This is a genomic window from Metabacillus sp. cB07 (assembly GCF_016839225.1).
Classification (GTDB): domain Bacteria; phylum Bacillota; class Bacilli; order Bacillales; family Bacillaceae; genus Bacillus_P; species Bacillus_P indicus.
The window spans coordinates 2,891,525-2,907,487 of sequence record NZ_CP069296.1; the positions used below are offsets into that span (position 1 = coordinate 2,891,525).

A 15,963-nucleotide genomic window follows, 5' to 3' on the forward strand; every position below is an offset into this window, starting at 1 on the left:
TGTATGTGACCTCCAAGGAAAACACACACAAGATCCCTATAATCTAATTTGTTCAATCTAAAATGATGACATCATCAATTCGTTTCATAATATCGCCTGTTGCTTTTAATGCTTCAATTAATAATTGGTAATGCAGGATTTCTTCATAATCTAATTTTTTGCCCACTCGATCCTTTAGCCATTTTTGTGCTGGTTGATAACCTCCTATGTAAAATCCCCATAATTCCTCAGAAATATTATCGAAATATTGGTGTTCATTTATCCATATTCGACCTAGTCTCAAGCTTTCATTTGTTATTTCCCAATTCTTTTTAACAATTTTATTCGTGATTTTGTTATCACCATCAATTGGGTATTTGGTCTGAACTGCTCCCTCATAAAGTTTATCCATTAAGTGAACTTCTCTTAGCTCGGATCCTAATTTTACTAATTCCCAAAATTTTTCATTATCATTAGGATACGGTATCCGTGGAAAATCAATCTTCATATACTCAATGTACTTTTTCCGATATTTATTTGAATACAATATTGCATAAATGTAATCCAGCAGATCGATAGGAGCAAATGTCTTTTGGTCCAATTCTTTCTCCGGAGAAAATTCTAAATTAAGCATTTCGCTTATTTTCCTTATTAGCTCTAGATTAAGATTTGGTAAGCGTTTTGACTCAGAAAATAAACTTTCTTCATCTTTAACATATAAAGGTAAGTGATATGATTGTATGGTTCGTTCGGCACACTTCATTTCTGAAACATATTTACTTACAAGAAAACTATCGATAGTATTTGATTTATTTTGCCTACTTACCAACAGTCCCACATTTTGTTCTAACAACATATGCTTCATTGTTCTGTACCTAGGTCTTCCCAAAAAACCTCCGGATTTTTGTGTTAAAGCAGTATATCTAACATCAAAAGGCTTAAATAATATTGGTACTACAGCATAATTTTCGGCTAATATGTCCTTTTTTGCATTCTCAATTGTCCAAGTTCCATCTTTAACTCCATATTTTGTTCTTAACTGATTCACGTCGAGAGATTTTAAGTCCTGTAAGATTTCTTCTATTTCATTTCGAGTGAAATGTATAGTCATTTTATCATTTTTAGTTTGAATTCCAGTATTTTTTTCAATAAAGAGATCCTCTACAGAAAACCCATCCTCGTAATTCGTATTGTTATGCATTGAATTATCTGTAAAGAAGAAATAAGGTTCTATAGGCTGTAGTTTCTTCCACTCTACTGTGTGAATGGTTTGCGAATTAAGAAAATCATATTTGTCATTTCTATAACCATAAAGATCTTTATGATATACAATAGCTTTCTGCTTTTTAGCATTTTTCTGTTTTTTCTTTATGAAGATATTTATTGAAACTCCTTGTCCGATATCAAAGACATTCTGATCTATAGAACCATCAGGTGCAGTTTCTTTTTGCTTTGAATTTCCGTGTAAGTCTAATATATAAATTTTATCGAATGTTTCCATTAACTGTTCACGCATTTTTCTGTGTGTAACTCCGCCTAAAAAACTGTTACTCGATATGTATGCTAAAACACCTTCACCATTTTTTTCAATGAAGTAATGGCCATACCGAATGAATTTTATGTAGTCATCATCTAAATTTATTTTCTTTTCGTCCAAGCCCTTTTTATAGGTTGTTAAAAGCTTTTGTATCCAGTCTCCTTTATTACTTGAACTAACCGAATACGGTGGATTTCCCATAACAACCATTATTGGTGAATCTCGTTTAACATAATTGGCTTCATTGGCTTCACTACTAAGCCAATTGGCAAATAATGTACCCGTATCTGGATGATGCTCCTCTAGAGTGTTAGTAAGATACACATTAAATCGTTGGTCCTGATTTTTTTTTGCTTCATACCCTGTTTCCATTAATAACATATCTAATTTTAAATGTGCCATAGAATACGAAGCCATTAATAATTCAAAGCCATAAATTCTTGGTATAAGATTATCTTCTACATATTGTCCCCAAGCACCTTGAATTGATTGAAAGTTATGTGTGTATATATACCTTATTGTTTCAGCTAAAAATGTGCCAGTTCCAGTTGCAGGATCTAAAATTTGCACTTTGTGAACTTCTAGTTCTTCATAAACTGCTTTTCTTTTACGAGTGCCTTTTGTTAACCCAACAATCTCTTTTTTAATTTTAGTTTTAGCAGTATCAGCAAGCCCTCGACCTAATGAAAAATCTTTCTTTAAAATGTAATCAACAGCTTTTACAATGTACTTAACAACAGGTTCCGGTGTATAATACACACCTCTAGCCTTCCTGAGATCCGGGTCGAAAGAAGATAAGAAAGTCTCATAAAAATGAATGATGGGATCTGTAGTCTGTGTACTTTTACCGAAATTGTTAAGTATTGCTTTAACATCTGTCGCTCTAAAGACATCAGCTAAATTGTCGACTGTGGTTATTATCCTTTCATCGATATCGTAACCCGCTACGTATTGAAATAGCTTCCTTAGAAACGGATTGGTTTTAGGTATTAATTCTGCTGCTTCCTTTCGATCAAAACCTTCTAAAGAAGTATCGTGTAGACGTGCTGCAAACATTCCATAAGCCAAAGTTTGAGCATAAATATCAGCAAATTCTTCAGGTGTCAGGTCATTTATTAAAATTCTTCTAAAGGATTCATATTGGTCTTTTAAAGATGTATTTTCTCTGGTCTTCTCATCTGAAACAATTGCATTTGCTAAAATACTTTGTAGAAGCCTGGCTTTTCCAGCCATCATTTCAGCTAGTTTTTTCGGAGATTTAATTGTTTGACCACTGTAGGCAACAAACTCAAGAATAAGATCCTTAAAGTGATTGAAATTTTCATTTAGTGGAGTAATTTTGGAACCCTCAATAGTACCAATCCTTACTTCATAAACTAATTCTCCTTGTTTGTAAAACTTAAACCATAAGTAGTCCGTAATAATTAAGTTGTCTAATGCAGACTTGTATCTAAAGAATTGTTCATTATATTGTTTAGAATTGAGATCTTTCCCTATATCCTTTGCTTCAATGTAACCTACAGGAATATTATCTTTGGTTAAAACATAATCCGGATTACCACAATCAGTTACATTGGTTGGTTCATTTGTAATTTCTATACCAGTAGTTAAATTTCTTAATAATGATTCTAGATCCCCTCTATAACTGTGTTCTTTGGAAATTCCAGAAGCATAACGTTTAGCAATTTGATTCAAATAATCAGATATTTGCATAAAAACTATCCCCAACTCACTTTAGTTTATTCACTATTTATGTAGGAATATTTTATCATTTTATGCATAAAATTGTTACTTATTTCAATTGGTCTTAGCGTTATTTAAAATAACTAATAGGAAACTTTAAATTGCTAATATGGTCTACATATATTTTATGCGGGCTAACGTTATACCTTTTTTTAAGTTCCGTGAACATTGCAGAATAAGCATTTTCTGCAACAATAAGGTATTCATTTCGCCGTTTATGAAAATCCCTATTAGTAATTACAAACATCCAATTAAGTTCTCTTGGAGTTTTAACCTTTATAAAAAATGCATTCATCTTTATTTCTGTCATTGAATCATAATACAGAACCTGTAGTTTTAGATCTTGAATTTTTTTATTATTCAAGTTATTTAATTCGTAGACATAAGCTTTATTAAATTTCACCATTACCAGCCCCTTAATTGTGTTATCTAAAAGATAAATTTAGGAGAAGGAATTGTAAAATCTTTAAAATTGGATTTTCCATCAAAAAAAACCTCAAAATTCATCTTTCCGCATTGAATTTGAGGTATTTAACAGATTAATTATAGTTTTTCACCCTATAAAAAACTATTTTTATAAATAACTACAATCTTAAAAGGTACCTTTAAACCTAACGGGTTCGGTTCAGAGGTGCAAAACAGGAAATTACAAAGTAATTCACACACCATTTAACAGCTAAGATGGTGTGTTTTTTTATTTGTGAAATTTAAACAGGAGGTTGGGCAATTGTGATAAAATGGAAATGTCGGTTATTCCATTAAAGGGCAGTTTAATGGAATAATACTTCCAAGAAAAAAGGATAATTATGTTAAAAATCTGTGTGAGATTGTGAAGAAATGTACTTAAACTAAAGGACAGTTTAATTCAACTATAGGGATATTAAACGATGTATTTTTTATATCGTAAACTAACCCGTTTGTAGCTGTTATTTAGGTATTTAATCTTAATATGATGGAAAAATACCTATAACACTTACATCCAGAGGTGGTAATAATTCGTGAACAAATTAGTCATATTAGTCATTGTTGGATTACTCTTGGTAGGTTGGGAATATGAAAGCTATGGAGCTCCTAAAGAAGAGTTGCTTGAAGAAGCTTTATATTCTCGGAACTATTCATACCTTGACAAAACTTACTCAGAATTCATCTTGTGTCCAAAAATAGATAAAATCGAAAGGGTAGAAGGTGACATACGTAGACATAACGTTTATGCAAGTGCTTTAAACTACGACGGGCATCATAATGGTCCGTATGATAAGATCAATATTATTCTGACTGATACTCCTGAATATGGTGTTAAAATAAACAAAGTTACAATTCAAAAAGGTATTTCTGAAAAAGAAAGCCTTAAACAATGTAGACGGAAGAACTAAAAAATTTTGTTGAGCTAACGGTGACGATTGCTGAAAACTCTTAATAACCAACTCAATGTGTGGGAAACTAAGGTTGAGGTGATTTTTATGAAAAGGGTTGCATCAACAATTCTTTTATCTTTTTTACTGATTGGTACTAATAATCCAGTTTTTTCAGCAACCATCAATGAAACGGATAGTGAGTTATGCGATGCACTAAAATATTCACTGATTTTAAGCAATAGCAACCAAATAAACAAAGCGATTGGTGAGATCTATAAAAATGATAGTGATGTACCTGAGCCACTTACCTGGGATGCATACAGCACTCAGATTCTGAAAATCAAACAATTGAATGGTATGGGCGGAGGTTATGAACTAACATTAAAAATTTACCCATATTATCGAGCCCATATTACGTATGGAGAAGATGAAATTGTAGTAAATACAGATGGAGAATTAATTAATTTTAAACATTTAAAAACATATCCGGTAGTTGATTTTAACTAATTAACTACTCGGGGGCAATAAATGAAGATTTTCACCCCCATATAATGTTATTGGTCAGATATTGAATTGGCGATTTCAGCTAATACTTCTTTTGCGTCTATATTTACTTCATCAGAAATGCTCAAAATGTATTGGAAGCCAAACTTTTCAACCACCATTAGATTAAAACCTCTTACCCTTTTTGAAAATATAGCTGTGCTGCCGTCCTTTAATTTAACGATTTGTGTTGGGTGTTTATTTTCAAACTTAATACCGTTTCTAACCGGCCTAACCGATAAACTGTATGTGTTTTTAGGTTTATCTTCATTTACATAAACAACTTCAAACTGGTCATTAAGGTTTCCATCTAAATCAGAGAATCGGCCAAAACTATGGGTAAATGTTATTGGAGGTAACCTGTTGGGTAGTACAATTTTCTTTTTAAAGTGCTCACAACTGATCTGAAGTTCCTCATAGATGTATCCGTAACCAATCTGAAAATAATCACTCGAGGTCCTATCAACACTATCGCTTGCATTTGCCGACTTAATTATAGGTACAATAAATAAAAGGCAGACTAGCACGACAATCCTAATAATAACCACTTCCTTTTTAATATTCTTTGTTGAAGTATTCAGGATATTATTTGCATAAATCGAATATGTATGCTGAATCACATTATTCAACGATCGGGGGCGATTATCCAAGAAGGGATAATCGCTTCTTTTATTGAATTCTTTTCGAAGAAAGTAAAGAATAATAGCCAGTATAACTAAAAATACAAGGTGGTAACAAAATGGGGTTTGATGTAGTTTTATACAATTGTGATGGATGTAAACTAAAGGACATTTTTGAAATATCAGAAGAACTCCATAGTGAGATTTTCAATTCAAAGAAGACGTGGCGTAGTTATATGGAACTTAGGAAATTAAGTGATTATTATCTTACAGACGAAACCTTTTCAGGTGAGAGGTTATCTAATTTAATATCAGACCTGATTAATTACAAGCTGTTTATTCCTGCAAATCACCTTGCAGAGTACGAAGCATTTATCGCTACAATTTCTAGGTTTGAAATAGGTAAAATTCATATTGCTGGCGACTAACATTACCTGGATCTTATTCCACGATTGGGGGCGATTGCAGCAAAGCGGATCGCCTTTTCTTATTGAGTTAGTAGGCAGGGTTTTTGAATAAGCACAATAATCAGGGGCGTTGACTCAAGAAGGGATTTACGCCTGTTTTATGGAATCATAACATTTATGAAATTTGTTCTAAAAGGGAGATTAGAAATGGATTTAGATTTACTAAGAAGACTATTAGAATCTGAAGAAACCGAGAAAGCAGAAATCCTTTTGGACGATATTGGAATTAAAAAGGAATTGAAAGCAGTTCCTTTACTAGTCGAATTTTTGAAAAACACCAAAAGTGCAAGGTTAAGAAATTCTATAGCAGTTGCATTAAGTGATATCGGAGATGACTCAGCTTTGCAACCAATAATTGATGTCTTAAATCACCCCAAAACTTTAGGGAACCGTGGTACTTTATTATATGCGTTAGAACCATTTGATTGCTCAATGCATTTAGATACGTTGGTTTATCATTTAATTACAGGGAATTTTGAAGTTAAGGCACAGTCTTATCAGTTAATTCAATCAATAAGAAATGATATTGATGATAAAGTCTTGTTAGATTGTATGACTAAGATAAAACAAGAACTACATTCCTTAACGCAAGAACAAGAAATCTTGGAAGAAACATTACACGCTCTTTCGTCACTCAACAATGAAAAAAATACGGAAACAAGTTGTGAATGGTTCTCGGTAAAACTCTTATTCGAGTGTATTATCACCGGAAAACCAGACCCCGAAACAATAGACAAAAACTACAATAATACTCACAAAACCTACGAAGAAAGTATCATCCTGGTGAAAGCAACATCTTTTAATGATGCTTATTCAATTGCTGAAGAAAAAGCTATAGAGGCAGAAATTGAATATACCAATCCTTACGATGAACGTGTGAATTGGAAATTTATTGAGGCGTTGGATTGTTTTATTTTAGGAGAAGAACTTGGGCCGGGTACTGAAGTATACTCTCGTTATTTACGGATCTCAAAGAAGCTGATCGAAAGTGAATTCATTTCGCAATACTATCCAGAAACAGACGAAGAAGAAGGAGATGTCGATCTGAATTTCATTTTAAGAAACAAAGAGTTTAACGATAGACCGAAACGAGATTAAATCTGTACGGATCTTCAGAAGTCCTGGACGATTATCCAAGAAAGGATAACCGCGTCAGGTCTAAAGGGAGGTAAAAATTTGTTAGATTATATTTGGGTTGATGACAAGTCACCTATTTTAAAACAGCTTCCTAAGAACTTTAAATCCGCAGCCTTATTACTTCACCCTTTTGTTCAAATGCCCTCAGGTTGGGAGGGAAATGTGAGAAAAACCCCCTACGAACACATCTATCCAAGTAATGAAGAGATTTTTAATATTGGAAAGCCTATTTCTTGGCGGGAAATTATGAATCTTAGCGGATTAAAATCTTACAAAGAAATAGCCGTTGCCTTGTTAACTTCCACCGGTGCTCTCAAGAAAGAATATGAACGTGCTGATTTGGCTAGCAAGTTAAATTCATCCCTAAACCAAGACCTGTATTATCCAGCTGAGGATAGTACATCTATATTCTTGTTAGAGAATTTACTGACTGTGCTCTACTCAAAAGGTGCTCATAAATTGTATTTTTCAGAGCCAACATTCGGTAATAGTGGTTCATTAAATTTATATGATACTACGCTCATTGAAATTTGTAATCTATCTGGTAATGAGTTAATTGTTACTGATGAAAATATGGATAACGCTTTTATGAGTTTATTTGACTCCTTTGCAACCTTGTTGATTACGAATGAAGAAAATATTGAGCATACAGTTCAATTGATGAATTGCGAAGCTGTCGTATGTACAAAAAACACATTTATTGACTGGTATTTTTAAAAGGGAACTTACAACTTAGAAGTTTATTTAATTTTAATAAGGAACCACTTCCATTTTAGTTAGTTTTATTAAGCAATCGGGGGCGATTGCAGCAAAGTGGATCGCCTTTTCTTATTGTGGATTGGACAGGGTAGCTCAATAAAAAATATTATGATTTATGAATCTCAAACAGGTGTGGGTAGGTAAACAAGAATATGGACAAATATGAAAAGGCACGTAACTTATATTATTTAGGATTAGAAAATTTCGAAAATGAGGATTATGAAAATTCCCTACAATCCTTTATTGAATCCAATAAATTAGATGAACATTCACGTACTTATGCGAGAATTTATGAATGTTTAAAGAAGTTAGGAAAAAATAAAGAAGCTAAAGAGAATATAGAAATAGCTTATAAAAAAAATCCAATGCAGGATAAAGTGACGCTGCAATATGCAGAAGAGTTAGTATTTGATGGGAAAGTGTGGTTGGCTAAAGAAATTTTGGAAAAGTTATTGATTAGAAATGCAACTTACGGTCCTGCTAAAAGGCTACTTGAAAAGATAAATAAGGGTAACTTCTTGAACTAACCATTTGATCGACATAAATGTGTAGCTATTCCATTAGTAAATTGACGATTTACTAAGTGAATTGACTGATACTGCGTAACTGGAGGGAGTAATTTGCTTGAAAAACTTAGAAGATTTTTTATAAATCAGAGGCAGAATGAGATGGATGAAAAATATATTTCAGTATTAGAAAATGAGATAAACGAAGAGTTGCAAAGAAAAATTGGTGAATTAGAAAGGATAGCAGAAGATATAACTAAGGTTCTTGAAAGAAAATATTCAAGGATATTCGAAAATCAAGGAAAGAAGAATCTAAGAATATGGATTTGTAGAGATATTGATGGTGATGAAATTGACGATATAACTGCTGAGAAGTGTCTTGAAAAAGAGTATCGGTCTCAAATAGCAATAAATTACGACGGTCTGGAATTTGATAATGATTTTTATGCTGCCATTGAGTTATGGTATTACTTTGGTGGTTACTTCAAAGGTTCTGGAACTTTATATGACTTATCTAAGAATGACCTTGAAAATGATATTGAAGAAACTTTAAAGACATTACTTAGATAATTCTCTAAATTATTGTTTAACAATCGGGGGCTTTAATGGAATAAGAAAGGGGACTCCAATTTAAAGTTGGAGTTCTTTTTTTTGCTGTACTGTAATACCGGTTAACAAATAGCAATATAAATAGCACCTCAATCAGCAGGACTTTGCTGCTAAACAAAGTCCTGCTGATTTCTATGAGATTTGATAGGTTAAATATGAATAGGAATTACAAGTCATCCCTTATATATCAACAAAAAAGCATACCAATTCATATGCGAATTAGTATGCTAATTGATATGTTATTTAACCTGTTATTTAGCAGTTTGCACCTTTAAACTGAACCCGTTACTTTAAACCTTAAATTTGTTTTATGCTTTCAAAGAATTCTTTTTCTTTTGTTTCATCGATAAGATTAAGAAGAATAGATTTGTCTTGATAATTTTCAGACACTCTTTCTAACACAATGTTACCCAAGGATCTTAATCTTCTTAGTTTAGCAGGATTTTTAATTCTTTTCTTTATTTTCTTATTGGTTTTTAAAGCATCAATAAATGCGTCAGCTGCTGCATCATCAAATTTTTCAAACATCCCAGGTATTCTAATACTGGCTCCGTTAGCATAAAAATCAGTCCTAGAATAATTTGCAGAACCACCAACGTGCCCAATATAAGTTTGGGTTAATGCGTTTACATATTTATATAACAATTCAATAGGAACGCTCCCTGCAAACCTCTCTAATTCTTTTACACATTTATCTTCAACATTGAACACATCCAGATTATCAAATAGCTCGTTAATGACCGGCTCAATAATGTATTTCTTAGCATTTAACGTAAGATAAATATTTCCACCTACAGTTTCTACAAAGGAAAAAGACAAATGAATAGATGTGCTGTTACCACTGATTATTTGTTGATCTACTCTCCTAATAATTTGCATCTTTACTTGTCTAGAAAGAACCTTCCACAAAATTGGTGCACAAAATTCAATATTAGAACGCATTACAGTACTACTATTTTGATGAGTATAAGATGTAAATAATCGATTTGCTAATTCATTTTTATATTTTTCAGGTAAATCACCTAGTGCATTTTCTATTCCTATTGCATTACGGTCGTATTGCTCGGTAGCCATAATAGACATATACTCCTCTAAGTCTATTATTTGCATAGGATATTCTTCATTTAGCACATATTTTATACAGTCATCCATCATTGCAAGTACCTTAATAATTGAGGGATCTGTACTTTTGGGGTGACCACTAAAAATATGTCTCGTCTCTTTTGCGTGCCTCAAAACTTTGCTAGCTTCCCAACCAATAACACCAATCTTATACGCTCCTTCAATAAGTTGATCATCATTTACGTAATTTTGGAAATCCTCATAGCTCTTAATTTCCCTTTGTAATTCAATTTCTTTATTAAAAAGAGTAGTACTTCGAAAGATTATTTTATTTCTTAAATCATCAACTACTGCATTCCAAAAAGCTCCGATTGCACTTCTATAACCACCCACTGGTAAAACTCTAATGGCTTCTTCAATGTATGGATTATCTTGCATTTCTTCTCTGACATTAAGAATACTTTTTTTTATAAGTAAATAAATTTCATCACTTGTACCAACTTTTATATTATTGGGAGTTACAACAAGGTCTCTGTCCATTTTTTCTCCAATCTAAATTATGTCAAATATTGTAACTTGCTGATAACTTTCTTTTTTCTCAGCAGGTTCTTTTTTCAATCTTTCAAGTAACTTTAAACTTAGGTCTCTATAAGCTTTGTCGGTACTATAATGAGAGCCTGACTTAATCTTACTTAACTGCCACACTTTTTTCTCAGGAAGCCAAGATAAATAATCTTTTAATTCTTCATTAGAAGCCAATCTTAGTATTTTCTTCACTTTTGTTAACACCGATTTCTTCACATCTGCTCCAATTATTTTATGTAAATTTGGAATGCTGCAATAACATTCTTGTATTATTTTATCTAAATTCAAGTTATTTATATCTTGTTTTCCTAAGGCGTATATTCTTACAAATAATCTTGAAGCAATGTCATACAGTGTTGAATCTTTATCATAATAGATGTATTTAAAGGGAACATCGATATTAACATTTGTATCTTTTAATTTTTCTGCTATTTGTTCATCGATTACCTCATTGTGAAAAACCTCTATTGCTTTAACTCCAACTCCCAAAATAGGAAAACCGTACTTATTTTTGCTAATAAACTCTTGCACACTAGGAGCTTTTTTTAAATTCACACCAATGAGTGCCTGACACTTTGTGAGGTTTTGATCATTATCTATATTGGACAGTTTTAAAAATTCGTCCCAGTTAATTTTCCAGTATCTTTCTAATTGATCGTTAGAAAGGTTGGAAGCATTTAATCCCTTTAACTCAAATGCTAAACAGATGCACTTTTCTTTATTCCAAAGAAGCAAATCAAACTTAACATCGCCTTTTGTTAATTTTATTGATTGCTCTATAGCACTTATGGAATATCCTTCTTGAAAGAATATATTATTCGTTGCATTATTTTCTTGCATACATAGACTTATCAAGATATTTAATAAATCAAGTTCGCTATATAATTTCGAAGAACTCACTTCCACTATCTCCTTTCATTACAGAGGTGGCATCAATTGATTGATGTATATTTGTTAAAAGTCTAGCAACCGAATTCCCACAGGAGCCCAAAGGCAATACAACAACAATTTTATCCTTTGATATTTCAAATTCTAACGTTTTACCGAAATTACCCATATGAAGATCCACTGCACTTACTCTACAAAAGTTTTCATTTACCCAATCAGGTATTCCCCATAAATTAAATGGTTTTTTACCGGCAAAAAGGATTTCGATTAATTTTATTAGGTCTATATCTTTTCTATTTAAACTAATCTCTATTGGTCTTCCGTCAATCATATTTTTATTTGTATTAAAATTTAATGAATATTTATTTTCTATTTCGAAAACTTTATTCTCATAAGTTTGTAAAACGCTTTTTAATATGTGCTCGTGTTTAAAATATGAATTTCCTTTTGCAGTTATTTTCCCGTTAAATGTTATATCATCTACAATATATGATTTATCTGATTCATTAGTAGGACTCAAAAGGCTAATTTTATTTATTCCTACGATAGTCTTTAATTGTTCGTCTCTCATAAGAAGACTTATTAACGGTTCTACATATAGACGCTTAATGTTCATATTCAAAGTATCCTGATTGTCTAATATTAAATCATCAATTTCTTCTCTTTTTAGATATTCTGTAAATGATACACCTAATCCATATGTGTTCCCGAATTTTTTCAATCCCAACAAAAATGGTATCGGCAACCACATTTGATCTACATTTTTCATTTTAAGAATGGATGAATGAAAATAATCACTGAATTCAGCTTTTGAAATAGAATGTAAAACCCAATATCTATCATTAGAGGTATCAATATAAATATCTCCTTGATCTGAATCTGAATGATTTATAAAGAAATTACTCTCTTCAGTGGATTTTAATTGAAAATCAACTTTACGTATTTTCGCATTCAATTTTGCAAAAAATTTATGTATATATTTTTCTTTATCATTTGATTTACTAATGTGATTTTCGATAATATATGACTTCAATTGGTTGGTTGCTTGAACCTGATTATTTTTAAATTTTTGATGATTTCTATCTAAGACGTCTTCAAATAATGTAGACATTTCTCTAAAGTCCTTAATTTTCAATTTCCCACCACCTTTTAACCCAAATTTAATAATTTTTTCCATTCGTTGTTTAATTAATATAATAAACTTAATATTTATTTTATTAAAGGTAAACTTATACTTTTTTTCAAATAAAAAGTAAATTTTATTTGTATTGCCAGCACAGAATATTTTCGAGATTATACCAGTTAAATAAAGGGGCTTCTTTTGTAAAAAACATTTATATGTTACAGATATTATGTTGTCCGTTTTATGGCTCGTCCAATTTATAGAGATGCATTTTGCCCTTTGATTTTCTTAATATAAAGGCACTTTTCAATATATATTTATTCTGGATTCTTTGACTTTCCTTCGTGATTATAGACTCTTGACGATGTGCGCCACCAGCCGCAGATTGTGCTCGATCAGCATATTACGGGCATGCTCATCCCCTGTTGCCATCAGCCTTAAGTATTTTTTTTCTTCGCTTGCTGACAATGGCTGAGGGAAGGCATTGTTTTTGACATAAGATACTAAAAAGACCAGCTCTTTTAATAAGTATCCTAATGCAGCTAAAACTCCTGACATTGACCCACCTCCACGAACAGATTGTAGGCAGCTGCCTATAATCAAGTCTATGTCCGGAAGGGTGTGAAAGTGTCTGTACTACGAAAGATTGCGGAAGTCCTTCCAGTTTTTCACCAAAAATGAAGCGCATACATTATGACATTTTTGAAAACTCTATTGATTCTTCCTTCTTTTTCATCAATAATGAATGCTGGTGCTGTCAAGCCCTTGGCCATCTTATGTTGGAGGTTGTTTTTTTTGAAAAAATACTTGTCTCTCGCTGCTTTTCTTTTGTTTTTTCTGCTGCTGATCAGCTGCGGAAACCGATCAGATAGATATACCATTGTTGCCTTTGGCGACAGCAACACGCGCGGAGCAAACTGGACCATCCGAAATTATCAGGATACAGATAAATGGGTAAACCTCGTCAAATCCACTCTCCCTGTAAACGATGGACAGACGTTCATTCATAATGCAGGAGTAGGAGGAGAAACGACTGAGGATGCAAGAAAACGGTTTAGACGGGATGTGCTGAACACAAAACCCGATCTTGTTTTCATCATGTTTGGAACGAATGATGCTGTGATTCTGCCAAACGGGCAGCCAAAAGTCACACACAGCCGCTTCAGGGAAAATCTGCTTTACTATGTAAATGAGATTAAAAAGAACGGCGGAAAACCCGTTCTGATGACATGCCTTCCTATAGTTGAAGGAAACGGCCATGACAAGCTTTACTACACGAGATATCCGAAAAAACTCTATTCCCATACAGACGGGGCACGGAACTGGCATAATTCCTATAATGACATTACCCGCGAAATTGCGTTTAAAAATGACATCACCTTAATTGACAACTGGACGACCATGGTGCAGGCTGCCGGAGGCGACTCTGATGAACTGCTGCTTAAAGCAGGAATTATTGACCCATCCGGAAATCATATGACTCCGCATGGAGCAAAGCTGATCTATGAATCCATCTTAAAGAGCAAGGTGCTTAACCAATAAAAAGAACCCGTTCAGATAAGAACGGGTTCTTTGTTTATAGTAGAAGACTATGCCTGATCCTGCTCATCCAGCCGTTTCTTGTATGCCAGAGAACGTTTAAAGCAGTAAAAGGCCCCTATAAGAAAAAGTCCAGTTGTGCCCATCATCGCGTATTCCTGAATGTCGCCAGGCTCCCCGCCCTTTGCAGGGACGAGCATGCCGATATATAAAAATACACTGACTGCAAGAAGGACAAAAGCATATCTCTTAAAGTCTGTCATTAAATGCTTCATCTGTTTTGTATTCAAACCAATCACCTGCCTGAATATGTGTCTATAAAAACCTTAACATATCAGAGCAGGCAATGATGCAGGCAAATACAGGCAGCAGAGGAATTAGTTTAATGCATGTTTCAGATCTTCAACAAGGTCCTCCGCATCTTCAATGCCCACTGAAATCCGGACCAGGCCATCTGTGATGCCAAGCTCTCTTCGGCGCTCTGCCGGAATGGATGCATGCGTCATTTTAGCCGGAACTGAAATCAGGCTTTCAACTGCGCCAAGACTCTCTGCCAAAGTAAAGTATTTTACTTTTGAAAGCACTTCTTCCGCCTTTTCTTCGCTGCCGACATCAAACGAAACCATTCCGCCGAATCCGCCTGACTGCTTTTTCGCAATTTCATGATTAGGATGATTTGCAAGGCCCGGGTAGAATACTTTTTCAACTGCCGGATGCTCCACTAGAAAATCAACGATGGCTGCCGTATTCTTCTCATGTGCTTCCATACGGAGAGCGAGTGTTTTAATGCCGCGCATCAGAAGCCATGAATCCTGGGGACCAAGTACTCCACCTGTAGAGTTCTGAACAAAGTGTAGTTCTTCTGCCAGTTTTTCAGACCTGACTACTACAAGGCCGCCGACTACGTCACTGTGTCCGCCAATGTACTTTGTTGCGCTGTGCAGGACGATGTCAGCTCCCATTGAAAGCGGGGTTTGCCAGTAGGGCGTGCTGAACGTGTTGTCTACGATCGTCAGCAGTCCGTGTTTTTTCGCAAGTGCCGCTGCCGCTTCGACGTCCGTAATTTTAAGAAGCGGATTTGTCGGTGTTTCAATGAACAGGGCTTTCGTGTTTTCTTTTACCGCAGCTTCAATTGTAGAGAGGTCGCTTGTGTCAACGAAAGTAGAATCAATGCCCATACGGTTCAGAACCTTTGTCATCACACGGTATGTTCCGCCGTAAACATCATCAGTCAGGATCACATGATCTCCGCTGTTGAACAGCATCATGACGCCTGTTATGGCAGCCATGCCGGAACCAAATGCAAAGCCTGCATGACCTCCCTCAAGATCCTTGATCAGCTCTTCCAAAGCATGGCGGGTAGGGTTTCCTGTGCGGGAATACTCGAATCCTTTATGATTGCCGACTCCGTCCTGTTTATAGGTGCTTACCTGATAAATAGGTGTTGATACCGCTCCTGTGTGCGGGTCTCCGACAATGCCCCCGTGAATCATTTTCGTTTTCTGTTTCAT

General features: G+C 34.0%; 16 protein-coding genes. 8 read left to right on the forward strand and 8 right to left on the reverse strand.

Annotation, left to right across the window (positions count from 1 at the left end; genetic code table 11):
* Positions 1 to 52: 52 nt before the first annotated feature.
* Positions 53 to 3,229, reverse strand: coding sequence for a type ISP restriction/modification enzyme (locus JOJ89_RS14910; protein ID WP_203288163.1), 3,177 nt, complete (start codon positions 3,227 to 3,229; stop codon positions 53 to 55).
* A 1,028-nt stretch (positions 3,230 to 4,257) separates the two neighbouring features.
* On the opposite strand from JOJ89_RS14910, the gene JOJ89_RS14915 reads away from it, so the two are divergent.
* On the forward strand, positions 4,258 to 4,632 hold the full coding sequence (locus tag JOJ89_RS14915; RefSeq protein WP_203288165.1) for a hypothetical protein: 375 nt from the start codon (positions 4,258 to 4,260) through the stop codon (positions 4,630 to 4,632).
* A gap of 87 nt (positions 4,633 to 4,719) precedes the next feature.
* A complete protein-coding gene (locus JOJ89_RS14920; RefSeq protein ID WP_203288167.1) occupies positions 4,720 to 5,121 on the forward strand; it encodes a DUF3888 domain-containing protein in 402 nt (133 codons plus the stop codon).
* Between the two features lie 47 nt (positions 5,122 to 5,168).
* Here the strand turns inward: JOJ89_RS14920 and JOJ89_RS14925 are convergent, their stop codons facing one another.
* Positions 5,169 to 5,777, reverse strand: a complete 609-nt coding sequence (locus tag JOJ89_RS14925) for a hypothetical protein (RefSeq protein WP_203288169.1) — start codon at positions 5,775 to 5,777, stop codon at positions 5,169 to 5,171.
* Positions 5,778 to 5,896: 119 nt separating this feature from the next.
* On the opposite strand from JOJ89_RS14925, the gene JOJ89_RS14930 reads away from it, so the two are divergent.
* From JOJ89_RS14930 to JOJ89_RS14950, 5 genes are all read left to right on the forward strand, one after another.
* Positions 5,897 to 6,205, forward strand: coding sequence for a hypothetical protein (locus tag JOJ89_RS14930; RefSeq protein WP_203288171.1), 309 nt, complete (start codon positions 5,897 to 5,899; stop codon positions 6,203 to 6,205).
* Positions 6,206 to 6,391: 186 nt separating this feature from the next.
* A complete protein-coding gene (locus JOJ89_RS14935) occupies positions 6,392 to 7,342 on the forward strand; it encodes a DUF4288 domain-containing protein (protein ID WP_203288173.1) in 951 nt (316 codons plus the stop codon).
* A gap of 78 nt (positions 7,343 to 7,420) precedes the next feature.
* On the forward strand, positions 7,421 to 8,098 hold the full coding sequence (locus JOJ89_RS14940; RefSeq protein WP_203288175.1) for a DUF2711 family protein: 678 nt from the start codon (positions 7,421 to 7,423) through the stop codon (positions 8,096 to 8,098).
* 194 nt (positions 8,099 to 8,292) lie between these two features.
* Positions 8,293 to 8,667 (forward strand): tetratricopeptide repeat protein, encoded by a 375-nt coding sequence (locus JOJ89_RS14945; RefSeq protein WP_203288177.1) that lies wholly within the window; start codon positions 8,293 to 8,295, stop codon positions 8,665 to 8,667.
* Between the two features lie 93 nt (positions 8,668 to 8,760).
* Positions 8,761 to 9,216: a hypothetical protein gene (locus JOJ89_RS14950; protein ID WP_203288179.1), complete on the forward strand. Its 456-nt coding sequence runs from the start codon at positions 8,761 to 8,763 to the stop codon at positions 9,214 to 9,216.
* A 336-nt stretch (positions 9,217 to 9,552) separates the two neighbouring features.
* Here the strand turns inward: JOJ89_RS14950 and JOJ89_RS14955 are convergent, their stop codons facing one another.
* The 4 genes from JOJ89_RS14955 to JOJ89_RS14970 all read right to left on the reverse strand — a co-directional run bounded on the left by JOJ89_RS14955 (position 9,553) and on the right by JOJ89_RS14970 (position 13,471).
* Positions 9,553 to 10,857, reverse strand: coding sequence for a hypothetical protein (locus tag JOJ89_RS14955; RefSeq protein ID WP_203288181.1), 1,305 nt, complete (start codon positions 10,855 to 10,857; stop codon positions 9,553 to 9,555).
* 12 nt (positions 10,858 to 10,869) lie between these two features.
* Positions 10,870 to 11,802: a hypothetical protein gene (locus JOJ89_RS14960; RefSeq protein WP_203288183.1), complete on the reverse strand. Its 933-nt coding sequence runs from the start codon at positions 11,800 to 11,802 to the stop codon at positions 10,870 to 10,872.
* A complete protein-coding gene (locus JOJ89_RS14965; protein ID WP_203288185.1) occupies positions 11,780 to 12,925 on the reverse strand; it encodes a hypothetical protein in 1,146 nt (381 codons plus the stop codon). Before JOJ89_RS14965 ends, JOJ89_RS14960 begins: the two co-directional genes overlap by 23 nt.
* Positions 12,926 to 13,261: 336 nt before the next feature.
* Positions 13,262 to 13,471, reverse strand: a complete 210-nt coding sequence (locus JOJ89_RS14970) for a hypothetical protein (RefSeq protein ID WP_481825261.1) — start codon at positions 13,469 to 13,471, stop codon at positions 13,262 to 13,264.
* Between the two features lie 237 nt (positions 13,472 to 13,708).
* Here JOJ89_RS14970 and JOJ89_RS14975 point away from each other — a divergent pair, with 237 nt between their 5' ends.
* On the forward strand, positions 13,709 to 14,455 hold the full coding sequence (locus tag JOJ89_RS14975) for an SGNH/GDSL hydrolase family protein (protein ID WP_029279502.1): 747 nt from the start codon (positions 13,709 to 13,711) through the stop codon (positions 14,453 to 14,455).
* Between the two features lie 47 nt (positions 14,456 to 14,502).
* Here JOJ89_RS14975 and JOJ89_RS14980 read toward each other — a convergent pair whose 3' ends face one another.
* Positions 14,503 to 14,742: a YrhC family protein gene (locus JOJ89_RS14980; RefSeq protein WP_029566742.1), complete on the reverse strand. Its 240-nt coding sequence runs from the start codon at positions 14,740 to 14,742 to the stop codon at positions 14,503 to 14,505.
* Positions 14,743 to 14,829: 87 nt separating this feature from the next.
* The gene (locus JOJ89_RS14985; RefSeq protein ID WP_203288187.1) at positions 14,830 to 15,963 is read right to left on the reverse strand and encodes a bifunctional cystathionine gamma-lyase/homocysteine desulfhydrase; all 1,134 of its coding nucleotides are present in this window, start codon (positions 15,961 to 15,963) and stop codon (positions 14,830 to 14,832) included.

What these genes read in the sequence shown, in the direction of transcription:
- JOJ89_RS14910 (WP_203288163.1), bottom strand. Translation starts at nt 3,229, where the DNA reads ATGCAAATATCTGATTATTTGAATCAAATTGCTAAACGTTATGCTTCT.
- JOJ89_RS14920 (WP_203288167.1), top strand. Translation starts at nt 4,720, where the DNA reads ATGAAAAGGGTTGCATCAACAATTCTTTTATCTTTTTTACTGATTGGT.
- JOJ89_RS14930 (WP_203288171.1), top strand. Translation starts at nt 5,897, where the DNA reads ATGGGGTTTGATGTAGTTTTATACAATTGTGATGGATGTAAACTAAAG.
- JOJ89_RS14935 (WP_203288173.1), top strand. Translation starts at nt 6,392, where the DNA reads ATGGATTTAGATTTACTAAGAAGACTATTAGAATCTGAAGAAACCGAG.
- JOJ89_RS14945 (WP_203288177.1), top strand. Translation starts at nt 8,293, where the DNA reads ATGGACAAATATGAAAAGGCACGTAACTTATATTATTTAGGATTAGAA.
- JOJ89_RS14955 (WP_203288181.1), bottom strand. Translation starts at nt 10,857, where the DNA reads ATGGACAGAGACCTTGTTGTAACTCCCAATAATATAAAAGTTGGTACA.
- JOJ89_RS14970 (WP_481825261.1), bottom strand. Translation starts at nt 13,471, where the DNA reads ATGTCAGGAGTTTTAGCTGCATTAGGATACTTATTAAAAGAGCTGGTC.
- JOJ89_RS14985 (WP_203288187.1), bottom strand. Translation starts at nt 15,963, where the DNA reads ATGAAACAGAAAACGAAAATGATTCACGGGGGCATTGTCGGAGACCCG.